The sequence below is a fragment of the Pseudomonas sp. FP2335 genome (assembly GCF_030687535.1).
Taxonomy (GTDB): Bacteria; Pseudomonadota; Gammaproteobacteria; order Pseudomonadales; family Pseudomonadaceae; genus Aquipseudomonas.
In genome coordinates this window covers 1,461,729-1,473,600 of the sequence record NZ_CP117437.1, presented here as the reverse complement: position 1 = coordinate 1,473,600, position 11,872 = coordinate 1,461,729, and the positions used below count along the sequence as shown (strand labels likewise).

Genomic DNA, 11,872 nt, shown 5'->3' with positions numbered 1-11,872 from the left:
GGCTGTGCACACTTGATATGGAAATGGTATCAGCCTTCTGATGAAACATTACCGCCAGGGGTCACGTCACCAACACGCTTTTCCAGCTGTTTGAGGCGTCGTGCCATGTCGTCCAGATGCCTCAAGCGTGCTGCACTCTTGCGCCATTCAGCTGCGGGCTGCATGGCCGTACCGGAGGAATAGGCGCCTGGCTCGGTAATCGAGTGGGTCACCATGGTCATCCCGGTAATGAAGACGTTGTCGCAAATATCGATATGGCCCACCAGCCCAACGCCACCGGCGAGCATGCAATGCTTGCCGATCTTGGTGCTGCCGGAGATGCCGACACACGCCGCCATGGCGGTGTGATCACCGATCTGCACGTTGTGGGCGATCTGGATCTGGTTGTCGAGCTTCACGCCATTGCCGATCACGGTATCGGCCAAGGCCCCGCGATCGACAGCAGTGTTCACACCGATTTCCACATCGTCGCCGATCAATACACCACCGACCTGGGCAATCTTGTGCCAGACACCTTTGGAGTTGGCAAAGCCGAAGCCTTCGCCACCGATCACGGCACCCGACTGAATGACTACACGCTCACCAATACGCACATCGTGGTACAGGGTAACGCGCGGGGCCAGCCAGCCACCGGCGCCGATTACGCAGCGCGCGCCGATAAAGCAATGGGCTCCGACCGTGACACCGGCAGCAATGCGCGCACCACTCTCGACCACCGCAAAGGCGCCAATGCTGGCCGCAGGGTCAACCTGGGCATCATCCGCAATTACCGCCGACGGATGAACACCGCCCGCCGCCTTGGGTTTTGGATCGAACAAGTGCGAAGCCTTGGCGTAGGCCAGGTACGGATCAGCCACCACCAGCGCGTCCCCGGCAAACCCTTCGGCATCAGCGGCTTTGAGCAACACGGCGGCGGCTCTGCTGTCGACCAGGTATTTACGGTATTGGGGATTTGCGAGGAAGCTCAACTGAGCTGGGCCAGCCTCCTGCAAGGTGGCTAGCCCAGTGATTTCTTTCTCCGGGGAGCCGCGCAAGGCGGCTCCCAGGAACTCGGCCAACTCGCCGAGCTTGATAGTCGCGGTCATGGCTTACTTCAGCTGGTTCATGCGCTCGATCACCTGGCGGGTGATGTCGTATTGAGGCTTGACGTCGATCACGGCGCCGCGTTCGAACACCAGGTCAAAGGCACCTTTCTTGATGACTTCTTCCACGGCGCTGTCGAGTTTCGGCTTCAACTGCTTGAGCATTTCACGGTCGGCAACGGCCTTGGCTTCGTTCAGCTCCTTGGATTGGAACTGGTAGTCACGGGCCTTTTGCTTGAATTCAAGCTCCAAACGCTCGCGCTCGCCTTGCTGCATCTTGTCGCCACCAGCCACCAGACGATCCTGGATGCCCTTGGCACTGCTTTCCAGGGTCTTGAGCTTGGTCAGTTGCGGACCGAATTTCTTCTCGGCATCCACGGCGTACTTCTTGGCCGCATCGGATTCCAGCAGAGCCATCTGATAGTTCAGGACGGCGATTTTCATTTCGGCGAAGGCCGGGGTGGTTACCAGCACGGTGGCCAGCAGAACCAATTGAGTCAACTTACGCACGATGTACTCCTACAGAATCCGTTGTCGTTATCTTGGGTCAGACGCTTAGAACGTCTGGCCGAGGGAGAATTGGAAAATCTGGGTTTCAGCGTTATCCGGTTTCTTGATCGGCATGGCCAGAGCAAAGCTCAATGGGCCAAGCGCAGTCACCCAAGTCACACCCACACCAACGGAGCTCGCCAGGTTGCTCAGGCTCACGTCGTTGCACTGGGTCTGAGATTTCACGCCGCTTGGGTTGGTGATCTGCTCACACTTGGAATCGAATACGTTACCCACGTCCCAGAATACCGAAGTACGCAACGAACGCTGGTCCTTGACGAACGGCAGCGGGAACAGAATCTCCGCACCACCCTGAATCAACACGTTACCACCGAACGGCAGAGGCTTGTTGTCGGAGTCGACCACAGTGCCCTGGTTACCGGTTACACCAACACCACGGCTCGGCGTACCACGCGGGCCCAGGGTGCTGTCCTTGAAACCACGTACGGAGTTGAAGCCACCCGCATAGTAGTTCTCGTAGAACGGCAGGCCATTGGTCGAACCATAACCGTCACCGTAGCCCAACTCAGTGTGCAGGCGCATGGTGTAGTTGTCGCTCAACGGCTGGAACAGCTGGCCGCGGTAGTCGAGTTTGAAGAACGACAGGTCACTGCCCGGCGTGGTGGTTTCCAGGGTCAGGCTCTGGGAATGGCCACGGGTTGCCAGTACACCTTTGTTCAGGGTCGACTCAGACCAGCCGGCGGACGCCTTGAAGTTCAGGAACTTGTCACCTTCACGACGGGTGAAGTCGAAGATTTCGTCCACGGTGTAGACACCGGTCTTGATCTCATCCTGTTGCGCGGTCAGGCCGAAGGTCAGACGCGAGGTCTCACTGATCGGGTAACCGATGTTCACGCCAGCACCCAGGCTGTCGATCGCATAGCTTGCAACGTCGACGTCGAGGTCTTTGTAGTCGGTGGTACGGTAGAAGGCGTTGTAGCCCAGGCTCACACCGTCAGCAGTCCAGTAGGGGTCGACATAACCAAAGTTATAGCGGCTCTGGTATTCGCTGCGGGTCAGGCCGATGGAGACCTTGTTACCGGTACCTAGGAAGTTATTCTGGGTAATCGAACCACCAAGGATCAGACCGGCACTCTGTGCAAAGCCGACACTCGCGGTGATCGAACCCGAGGCTTGTTCTTCTACGGCGTAGTTCACGTCAACCTGGTCATCCACACCTGGCACGGCCGGGGTTTCGACGTTGACCTCTTTAAAGAAGCCCAGGCGCTCAAGACGGGTCTTGGACTGGTCGATCAGGTATGTCGACGCCCAGCCACCTTCCATCTGACGCATTTCACGACGCAGCACTTCGTCCGCAGACTTGGTGTTGCCACGGAAGTTGATGCGGTTCACGTAGGCACGCTTGCCCGGGTCGACGACAAAGGTGATGTCCACGGTGTGGTCATCATCATGTGGGGTCGGCACGCCGTTGACGTTGGCGAAGGTATAGCCTTCGTTGCCCAGGCGACGGGTGATCAGCTCGGAGGTCGTGGTCATCAGTTTGCGCGAGAACACCTGGTCCTTCTGCACCAGCAGCAAGGCCTTGACCTGATCTTCGGGAACTTTCAGATCACCGCTCAGCTTGACGTCACGAACCTTGTACTTCTCGCCTTCGTTGACGTTGACGGTGATGTAGACGTGTTTCTTGTCCGGGGTGATGGACACCTGGGTGGAGGCAATATCCATGTTGATATAGCCACGGTCCAGGTAGTAGGAACGCAGGCGCTCCAGGTCACCGGAGAGTTTTTCGCGGGCGTACTTGTCATCGTTCTTGAAGAACGACAGCCAGTTGGTGGTCTTCAGTTCGAACAGGTCGATCAGGTCTTCATCGGCGAACTTGGTGTTGCCCACCACGTTGATGTGCTGAATGGCCGCCACGGTGCCTTCGTTGATGTTGACCTTGAGGCCGACACGGTTACGAGGCTGCGGGATCACTTCGGTTTCCACGGACGCGGAGTAGCGGCCCTGGGCAACGTACTGGCGTTGCAGTTCGTTACGCACACCTTCAAGGGTGGCACGCTGGAAGATCTCGCCCTCGGCCAGGCCGGATTGCTTGAGGCCTTTCATCAGGTCTTCAGTGGAGATCGCCTTGTTGCCCTCGATCTCGATACTGGCGACGGAAGGTCGCTCGACCACGGTGATAACGAGGACGTTGCCTTCGCGACCCAGTTGGATATCTTGAAAGAAGCCGGTTTTGAACAGCGCACGAGTGGATTCCACCAGGCGACGGTCATCAGCCTGTTCCCCGACGTTCAACGGCAACGCACCAAAGACGCTACCTGCGGATACCCGCTGGAGGCCGTTGACGCGAATATCGGAGATGGTGAAGGACTCGGCGTGAACTTCGGCGATCATCAATACGGTGAGAACCGCAGTTAGCAGCAGACGTTTCATGAAGTCCTTTCTTATTCCAACTGGCAATAAACAAACTGCCGCAAAATGCGGCAGATTCGCAATTCAGCGAAGCGTTACAGACGTCCCAGATCGTTGACCAAGGCTAACAACATCACCCCGACCACCAAACTGATACCGATCTGTATCCCCCAACCTTGCACCCGATCCGACAAGGGGCGACCACGCACCCACTCGACCAGATAAAACAACAGATGCCCCCCATCCAATACTGGGATGGGCAGCAAATTCAGAACCCCCAGGCTAATACTCAGATAAGCCAGGAAATTCAGGAAATCCGCGACACCCGACTGGGCAGAAGCGCCCGCCACTTTAGCAATGGTTATCGGTCCACTCAAGTTTTTTACCGAGAGCTCGCCGAACAACATTTTCTTCAGGGATTCGAGGGTCAGCACACTCATGGTCCAGGTGCGTTTCGCAGCCTCGCCAATCGCCGCCACCGGCCCGTAACTGACCTCGCGCAGCATCGACGGCGGCCACTCCGGACTCTTCACCCCGGCGCCCAGGTAACCCCCGGCCGCCTTGGCTTCCCCACGCACCGACAGGGTCACGGGGACATCGATTTGAGCACCCTCGCGCTCAACTTTCAGCACAATTTTGGTATCAGGGCGTACACGCACCAGATCGACCACTTGCTGCCAATCGGCCAGCGCCTGACCATCAAGCGCCAACAAACGGTCGCCGGTTTTCAGGCCGGCCGCCTGGGCCGGACCTTTCGGATCCAGCTCGGCGAGGACCGGCGGCAGGCTCGGACGCCACGGACGAATGCCCAGGGACTTGATCGGATCAGGCTCATCCGCGCCCTGGAGCCAACGGTCCAGCTTGAGCTCACGTGGCGATTCGGCCGTGAAGTCCTGCTCACGTACCACCACATTGATGGTGCCACTCTCCCCCAGGCGACGCACCAACTGCAGGTTGACCGCGCCCCAACCTGTGGTTGGCTCGCCATCAATCGCAACAATTTCCTGGCCGCTGGTCAAGCCAGCCCTGGCCGCAATACTGTCCGCCTCGACCGCACCGATGATCGGACGCAGTTGCTCGCTGCCCAGCATGGCCAAGACCCAGAAAAAAAACATCGCCAGCAGGAAGTTGGCGATCGGGCCGGCAGCAACGATGGCAATACGCTGACGAACGGTCTTGCGATTGAAGGATTGGTCCAGCTGATCGGCCGGCACTTCGCCTTCGCGCTCATCAAGCATCTTGACGTAGCCGCCCAGCGGAATCGCCGCGATCACGAACTCGGTACCCTGGCGGTCATGCCAGCGCAGCAACGGCATGCCGAAACCGACGGAAAAGCGCAATACCTTGACGCCGCAACGACGCGCAACCCAGAAGTGGCCGAATTCGTGGAAGGTAACCAGCACGCCCAGAGCAACCAGGGTGCCGACAATCATGTAGAGCGCACTCATCTAATTTCTCCGCATTCCAATCCAGTGCCTGAAGGCTCAAACGCGCCCGCAGACTAACGCGCGTTGCGGTTCAACCATTGCTCGGCCAGGGCCCGCGCCTTTGCATCAGCCTCGAACACTGCCGCCAAATCATTTACAGCGACCACAGGCTCAAGACCCAGTACGTCCTCGATGATACTCGCGATCTGCGGAAAGCGGATGCGCCCATCAAGAAACGCCGCCACAGCCACTTCATTCGCCGCATTGAGCATCGCCGGCGCGCTGTTACCCGCCTCGGCCGCTTGCCGCGCCAGGCGCAGGCAAGGGAAACGCTGCTCGTCCGGTGCTTCGAAGTCCAGGCGGGCAATGGCAAACAGGTCCAACGGCGCCACGCCGGAATCGATCCGCTCAGGCCAGGCCAGGGCGTTGGCGATCGGCGTGCGCATATCGGGGTTACCCAGCTGCGCCAATACCGAACCGTCCACATAATCGACCAGGGAATGAATCACACTTTGTGGGTGAATCACCACCTCGACCTGATCAGGCCTGGCATCGAACAACCAGCACGCCTCGATCAACTCAAGGCCCTTGTTCATCATGCTCGCCGAGTCAACGGAGATCTTGCGCCCCATCGACCAGTTCGGATGGGCACACGCCTGGTCAGGCGAGACGTGCTCCAGCTCGGCCAGCGGAGTCTGTCGGAACGGACCACCGGACGCAGTCAGCAGAATCCGGCGCACACCGACCTGGCTCAAGCCACGGGCAAAATCACCCGGCATGCACTGGAAGATTGCATTGTGCTCGCTGTCGAGCGGCAGCAACACAGCACCGCTCTTGCGCACCGCCTGCATAAAGAGTGTGCCGGACATCACCAGCGCCTCTTTATTGGCCAACAAGATCTTCTTGCCGGCGTCGACAGCCGCCAAGGTTGGGCGCAGGCCCGCGGCACCCACGATGGCAGCCACAACGGTGTCTACCTCGGCATCCGCCGAGACCTGGCACAGCCCTTCCTCTGCGACCAACACCTCGGTCGCCAGGCCCGCGGCCCGCAGATCATCCTGCAAGCCTCGCGCGGCGACTGCCTCAGGCACCACGGCATAGCGAGGCGCATGGCGCACACACAGGGCCAGCAGCTCTGCCAAACGCGAGAAGCCGGTCAGGGCAAACACCTGGTAACGATCAGGATGACGAGCGATCACGTCCAGGGCGCTCAGCCCGACCGAGCCGGTGGCGCCCAGCACGGTCACCTGTTGCAGGCGGCTCACGAAGCGATCATCCACAACAGCACAGCAAAGATCGGAATAGCGGCGGTCAGGCTATCAATACGATCCAGCACACCGCCGTGACCCGGCAGCAGGTTGCTGCTGTCCTTGATCCCAGCCTGGCGCTTGAACATGCTTTCAGTGAGATCACCCACCACCGAGATAAAGACGACGATGGCCGTACCCAGCAGGCCCAGGAAAATCTCCTTCACCGACCAGTCACGCACGAGGCCGACCACCAGCGTGATGACCAGCGTCAATGCCAGGCCGCCATACACGCCCTCCCAGCTTTTGCCGGGACTGACCGCCGGCGCCAGCTTACGCTTGCCGAAGGCCCGACCGGAGAAGTAGGCACCAATATCGGCGCCCCACACCAATACCATTACCGCCAGAATCAGCCAATTACCGATGGGATAACGCTTGATCTCTACCAACCCCTGCCAGGCCGGCAGCAGGATCAGCAAACCGATCACCAGCTTGCAGGCAACGCTGGACCACTGGCTGCTGGTACGCGGATAGGTCAGCACCAGGAACGTCGCCAGTGCCCACCACAACACCGCCGCCCCCAGCACCCAGGGTGCGATGTCCGGCAGGATGTACATCAGGAACAGCAGAAGCGCCACGACAGCGGCGTACACCACCCGCGGCAGTTGAGCATTGAAACCCGCCAGGCGCGCCCATTCCCAGGCTCCCAGGGTCACGACCAGGCCGATAAACAGCGCAAAGCCGGAACCGTCGAGCAGGAAAAACCCACACAAGGCAATCGGCAGCAGGATCAGTGCTGTGATGATTCGTTGTTTAAGCATTTAAACCCGGGCTCCAGCTTCGATCTGCTCGCTCGTTTTACCAAAGCGACGCTGACGGGAAGCGAAATCGGCCAGCGCATTGCGCATGGCATCGTGTTTGAAGTCCGGCCAGAACAGGTCGGAGAAGTACAGCTCGGTGTAGGCCAATTGCCACAGGAGGAAATTGCTGATGCGGTGCTCGCCACCGGTACGGATGCACAAGTCCGGCAACGGCAGGTCGCCGGTCACCAGGCAGGTTTGCAACAGCTCGGGCGTGATGTCGTCCGGGCGCAGGTGACCGGCCTGTACTTCACGGGCCAAGCGTTGCGCGGCCTGGGCGATGTCCCACTGGCCGCCGTAATTGGCGGCGATCTGCAGCACAAACCGGCCGGAGCCGGCAGTAATGGCTTCAGCCTCGCGCATGGCCGCCTGCAACTCCGGATGGAACCGTGAGCGGTCACCAATGATTCGCAGGCTGATGTTGTTGTCGTTGAGGCGCTTGGCTTCGCGACGCAGAGCCTTGAAGAACAGATCCATCAGGGCACTGACTTCATCGGCCGGGCGCTGCCAGTTTTCACTGGAGAAGGCAAAGAGGGTCAATACCTCGACCTTGGCCTCGGCACACACCTCAATCACAGCCCGCACCGCATCGACACCCGCTTTATGCCCGGCAACACCCGGCATAAAGCGTTTTTTCGCCCAGCGATTATTCCCATCCATGATGATCGCGACGTGACGCGGCACCATAGAAGGTACAGTCTGCTTGGTCTTTTCCATGAAGGCGTCCTGACCCCTTATACGGCCATCAGGTCCTTTTCTTTTTCTTCCGTGGCCTTGGTGATCTGGGCCTCGGCATCTTTGGTCAGCTTGTCGATGTCAGCGACGGCACGACGCTCTTCGTCTTCGCTGATTTCCTTGTCCTTGACCAGCTTCTTCAGCTCACCCAGGGCATCGCGACGGATGTTACGCACCGCTACACGTGCATCTTCAGCGGCGCTGCGAGCCTGCTTGGTGAAGCCCTTACGGGTTTCTTCAGTCAGGGCCGGCATGGAGATCAACAGCAACTCGCCCAGGTTGGTCGGGTTGAGGTTCAGGCCGGCGCTCTGGATGGCCTTGTCGACAGCACCCAGCATGTTGCGCTCAAACGCTACGACCTGCAGGGTGCGCGAGTCTTTAACGGTAATGTTGGCGACGCTGCTGATCGGTGTATCGGAACCGTAGTAAGGCACCATCACGCTACCCAGGATGCTCGGGTGCGCCTTGCCGGTGCGAATCTGGCCGAATGCGTGGCTCAGGGATTCCAGGGATTTTTGCATACGCGCCTGGGCGTCTTTCTTGATTTCGTTGATCATTGTTGGCCTTCCTCGATCAGAGTCCCTTCAGCGCCGCCGTGTACGATATTCAGCAGGGCGCCGGGCTTGTTCATGTTAAATACGCGCAGCGGCATCTTGTGGTCGCGGCACAGGCAAATAGCCGTCAGGTCCATCACACCCAGCTTGCGATCCAGCACTTCATCGTAGGTCAGATGATCGAACTTCTCGGCATGCGGGTCTTTGAATGGATCTGCAGTGTATACGCCATCGACCTTGGTCGCCTTCAGCACGACGTCGGCGTCGATTTCGATCGCGCGCAGGCACGCAGCCGAATCGGTGGTGAAGAACGGGTTACCCGTGCCAGCGGCAAAGATCACCACTTCCTTGGAGTTCAGGTGGCGCATGGCTTTGCGGCGATCATAGTGATCAGTCACGCCAACCATGGAAATAGCCGACATCACGATAGCCGAGATATTGGCACGCTCCAGGGCGTCGCGCATGGCCAGGGCGTTCATCACAGTAGCCAGCATGCCCATGTGGTCGCCAGTGACCCGATCCATACCCGCCGCACTCAGTGCCGCGCCGCGGAACAGGTTACCGCCACCAATCACCAGACCGACCTGCACACCGATGCCAACCAATTGGCCGACTTCCAGCGCCATGCGGTCGAGCACCTTGGGATCGATCCCGAACTCTTCCGAGCCCATCAGGGCCTCGCCGCTGAGCTTGAGTAGAATGCGTTTATAGCGAGCCTGATAACCACTGCCCTGCTGAGCCATTGCGAATCTCTCCTGCGGCGTATTTTAAAAATTCTTGGCGAGCCGTTTACGGCTTGCGTTCACTCTAGCTGGACGCTCTCACAGCGCCATCGGAACACGGCTTTGTAAGCCAGTTCCGAAGGGAATCCAAATAAAATTGGCCTTCCCATTTGAAAAGAGGCTGCGCGCGTGAGCGGGCAGCCTCTTTCGGGCGACAGTTGAAAACTGTCTTATTGCTTGGCGGCAGCCAGCTGGGCAGCAACTTCTTCAGCGAAGTTGTCGACCGGCTTCTCGATGCCTTCGCCTACTTTGAAGTAAGTGAAGGAAACGATTTCTGCACCGGCTTTCTTGGCCAGTTCGCCAACCTTGATTTCAGGGTTCTTGACGAACGCCTGCTCAACCAGGCTTGCTTCGGCCAGGAACTTGCTGATACGGCCTTTGACCATGTTCTCAACAATGTTTTCTGGCTTGCCTTTGATTTTTTCTTCGTTCAGCTGCAGGAACACAGCTTTTTCACGCTCGATCGCTTCGGCAGAAACTTCCGAAGGCAGCAGGAACTCAGGGTTGCTGGCTGCTACGTGCATGGCGATGTCTTTGGCCAGCTCGACGTTGCCGCCTTTCAGGACAACTGCAACACCGATCTTGTTGCCGTGCAGGTAACCACCAACAACATCACCTTCAACGCGAACCAGGCGACGGATGTTGACGTTTTCGCCAACCTTGCCGACCAGTACCAGGCGAGCAGCTTCTTGAGCTTCGATCAGAGGCTCAACGGTAGTCAGCTTGTCAGCGAATGCTTTTTCAACGCTGGCAGCAACGAATGCCTTGAAGTCATCTTGCAGAGCCAGGAAGTCGGTCTGCGAGTTCACTTCCAGCAGAACGGCGGACTTGCCGTCTTCTTTCAGAGCGATCGCGCCTTCAGCAGCTACGTTGCCTGCTTTCTTGGCAGCCTTGATGGCGCCGGAAGCACGCATGTCATCAATGGCTTTTTCGATGTCGCCGTCAGCCTTTTCCAGGGCTTTCTTGCAATCCATCATGCCTTCGCCGGTACGCTCACGCAGTTCTTTAACCAACGCTGCAGTAATTGCTGCCATTTTCAAATTCCTCTTGGATAGGTTTTCAACCATTCCACCCGATCGAACGGGGGATCAATTCTTCCCGAACCACCTTTGTAGGCCGCTGCACGTTACAGATGATGTAGCTGCGCTGCCGACAAATGGTTTTCGAGGTGGCAAAAAGGGGGCCAAGCCCCCTTTTTGCTTACTGAGTCAACGCCAGGGCGTCAATTACTCAGCTGCGGCTACCGGAGCTTCTTCAACGAACTGCTCGGTACCACCAGCAACGTGGTTGCGACCACGGATTACAGCGTCAGCCATCGAACCCATGTACAGCTGGATAGCGCGGATTGCGTCATCGTTGCCTGGGATGATGTAGTCAACGCCTTCCGGGCTGCTGTTGGTATCGACTACGCCGATAACAGGGATGCCCAGCTTGTTGGCTTCGGTGATCGCGATGCGCTCGTGATCAACGTCGATAACGAACAGTGCGTCAGGCAGACCGCCCATGTCCTTGATACCACCCAGGGAACGATCGAGCTTTTCCAGGTCACGGGAGCGCATCAGCGCTTCTTTCTTGGTCAGCTTGGCGAAAGTACCGTCTTCGGCTTGTACTTCAAGGTCACGCAGACGCTTGATGGAAGCACGGATGGTTTTGAAGTTGGTCAGCATGCCGCCCAACCAGCGGTGATCGACGTACGGCGAACCGCAACGTGCTGCTTCTTCAGCAACGATCTTGCCAGCGGAACGCTTGGTGCCGACGAACAGAATCTTGTTTTTGCCCTGGGCCAGGCGCTCTACGAAAGTCAGAGCTTCGTTGAACATTGGCAGGGTTTTTTCAAGGTTGATGATGTGGATCTTGTTACGTGCGCCGAAAATGTATTTACCCATTTTCGGGTTCCAGTAACGGGTCTGGTGACCGAAGTGCACACCGGCCTTCAGCATATCGCGCATGTTGACTTGGGACATGATAGTTCCTTAATAAGTCGGGTTTGGCCTCCACGTATCCCAATGACCAACCAGCGGCATCAAGGCCTCCGGCACCCAGGTCATCGTGTCGACACGTGTGTGGATTTAAGCTTTGCGGGGTATCCCCGGAAAGCGGCGCATTTTATACCACAGCATCGACGAAAACGAAACCCGCAATCACATTTGCCGCCCAGCGCATTTACCCAAGCCCTTGAATAGAGCCAACATCACCCTACCTTATAGAGAGAAGCGATCATCAGGGGCTCATGATTTGACGCCAGCGTCTGTTAGAATCGCGT

The 11,872-nt window shown here is 58.2% G+C and carries 11 protein-coding genes; all 11 read right to left on the bottom strand.

Going from position 1 to position 11,872, the window contains the following annotated elements:
• Nucleotides 1-29: 29 nt before the first annotated feature.
• Nucleotides 30-1,085, bottom strand: a complete 1,056-nt coding sequence (gene lpxD / locus PSH81_RS06435; RefSeq protein ID WP_226455870.1) for a UDP-3-O-(3-hydroxymyristoyl)glucosamine N-acyltransferase — start codon at nt 1,083-1,085, stop codon at nt 30-32.
• A gap of 3 nt (nt 1,086-1,088) precedes the next feature.
• Nucleotides 1,089-1,592: an OmpH family outer membrane protein gene (locus tag PSH81_RS06430; protein WP_003172279.1), complete on the bottom strand. Its 504-nt coding sequence runs from the start codon at nt 1,590-1,592 to the stop codon at nt 1,089-1,091.
• 45 nt (nt 1,593-1,637) lie between these two features.
• Complete coding sequence (gene bamA, locus PSH81_RS06425) at nt 1,638-4,025, bottom strand: outer membrane protein assembly factor BamA (RefSeq protein WP_226455871.1); 2,388 nt, start codon at nt 4,023-4,025, stop codon at nt 1,638-1,640.
• Nucleotides 4,026-4,099: 74 nt separating this feature from the next.
• The gene (gene rseP / locus PSH81_RS06420; RefSeq protein WP_305392187.1) at nt 4,100-5,452 is read right to left on the bottom strand and encodes a sigma E protease regulator RseP; all 1,353 of its coding nucleotides are present in this window, start codon (nt 5,450-5,452) and stop codon (nt 4,100-4,102) included.
• A 53-nt stretch (nt 5,453-5,505) separates the two neighbouring features.
• Nucleotides 5,506-6,696, bottom strand: a complete 1,191-nt coding sequence (ispC, locus tag PSH81_RS06415) for a 1-deoxy-D-xylulose-5-phosphate reductoisomerase (protein ID WP_305392186.1) — start codon at nt 6,694-6,696, stop codon at nt 5,506-5,508.
• Nucleotides 6,693-7,499, bottom strand: coding sequence for a phosphatidate cytidylyltransferase (locus PSH81_RS06410; RefSeq protein ID WP_226455874.1), 807 nt, complete (start codon nt 7,497-7,499; stop codon nt 6,693-6,695). The genes ispC and PSH81_RS06410 overlap by 4 nt, the downstream gene beginning before the upstream one ends.
• Nucleotides 7,500-8,255, bottom strand: coding sequence for a polyprenyl diphosphate synthase (gene uppS / locus PSH81_RS06405; RefSeq protein WP_226455875.1), 756 nt, complete (start codon nt 8,253-8,255; stop codon nt 7,500-7,502). It abuts the gene before it with no gap.
• A gap of 17 nt (nt 8,256-8,272) precedes the next feature.
• Nucleotides 8,273-8,830 carry a ribosome recycling factor gene (frr, locus tag PSH81_RS06400; protein WP_192299353.1) on the bottom strand — a complete coding sequence of 186 codons (558 nt, stop codon included), beginning with the start codon at nt 8,828-8,830 and terminating at the stop codon, nt 8,273-8,275.
• Nucleotides 8,827-9,570 carry a UMP kinase gene (gene pyrH / locus PSH81_RS06395; protein ID WP_003189161.1) on the bottom strand — a complete coding sequence of 248 codons (744 nt, stop codon included), beginning with the start codon at nt 9,568-9,570 and terminating at the stop codon, nt 8,827-8,829. The genes frr and pyrH overlap by 4 nt, the downstream gene beginning before the upstream one ends.
• Nucleotides 9,571-9,779: 209 nt before the next feature.
• On the bottom strand, nt 9,780-10,643 hold the full coding sequence (tsf, locus tag PSH81_RS06390; RefSeq protein WP_017739118.1) for a translation elongation factor Ts: 864 nt from the start codon (nt 10,641-10,643) through the stop codon (nt 9,780-9,782).
• Between the two features lie 192 nt (nt 10,644-10,835).
• Nucleotides 10,836-11,573, bottom strand: coding sequence for a 30S ribosomal protein S2 (gene rpsB / locus PSH81_RS06385; RefSeq protein ID WP_003189158.1), 738 nt, complete (start codon nt 11,571-11,573; stop codon nt 10,836-10,838).
• Nucleotides 11,574-11,872: the final 299 nt, after the last annotated feature.

What these genes read in the sequence shown, in the direction of transcription:
- frr (WP_192299353.1), bottom strand. Translation starts at nt 8,830, where the DNA reads ATGATCAACGAAATCAAGAAAGACGCCCAGGCGCGTATGCAAAAATCC.
- rseP (WP_305392187.1), bottom strand. Translation starts at nt 5,452, where the DNA reads ATGAGTGCGCTCTACATGATTGTCGGCACCCTGGTTGCTCTGGGCGTG.
- tsf (WP_017739118.1), bottom strand. Translation starts at nt 10,643, where the DNA reads ATGGCAGCAATTACTGCAGCGTTGGTTAAAGAACTGCGTGAGCGTACC.
- PSH81_RS06410 (WP_226455874.1), bottom strand. Translation starts at nt 7,499, where the DNA reads ATGCTTAAACAACGAATCATCACAGCACTGATCCTGCTGCCGATTGCC.
- pyrH (WP_003189161.1), bottom strand. Translation starts at nt 9,570, where the DNA reads ATGGCTCAGCAGGGCAGTGGTTATCAGGCTCGCTATAAACGCATTCTA.
- lpxD (WP_226455870.1), bottom strand. Translation starts at nt 1,085, where the DNA reads ATGACCGCGACTATCAAGCTCGGCGAGTTGGCCGAGTTCCTGGGAGCC.
- uppS (WP_226455875.1), bottom strand. Translation starts at nt 8,255, where the DNA reads ATGGAAAAGACCAAGCAGACTGTACCTTCTATGGTGCCGCGTCACGTC.
- rpsB (WP_003189158.1), bottom strand. Translation starts at nt 11,573, where the DNA reads ATGTCCCAAGTCAACATGCGCGATATGCTGAAGGCCGGTGTGCACTTC.
- bamA (WP_226455871.1), bottom strand. Translation starts at nt 4,025, where the DNA reads ATGAAACGTCTGCTGCTAACTGCGGTTCTCACCGTATTGATGATCGCC.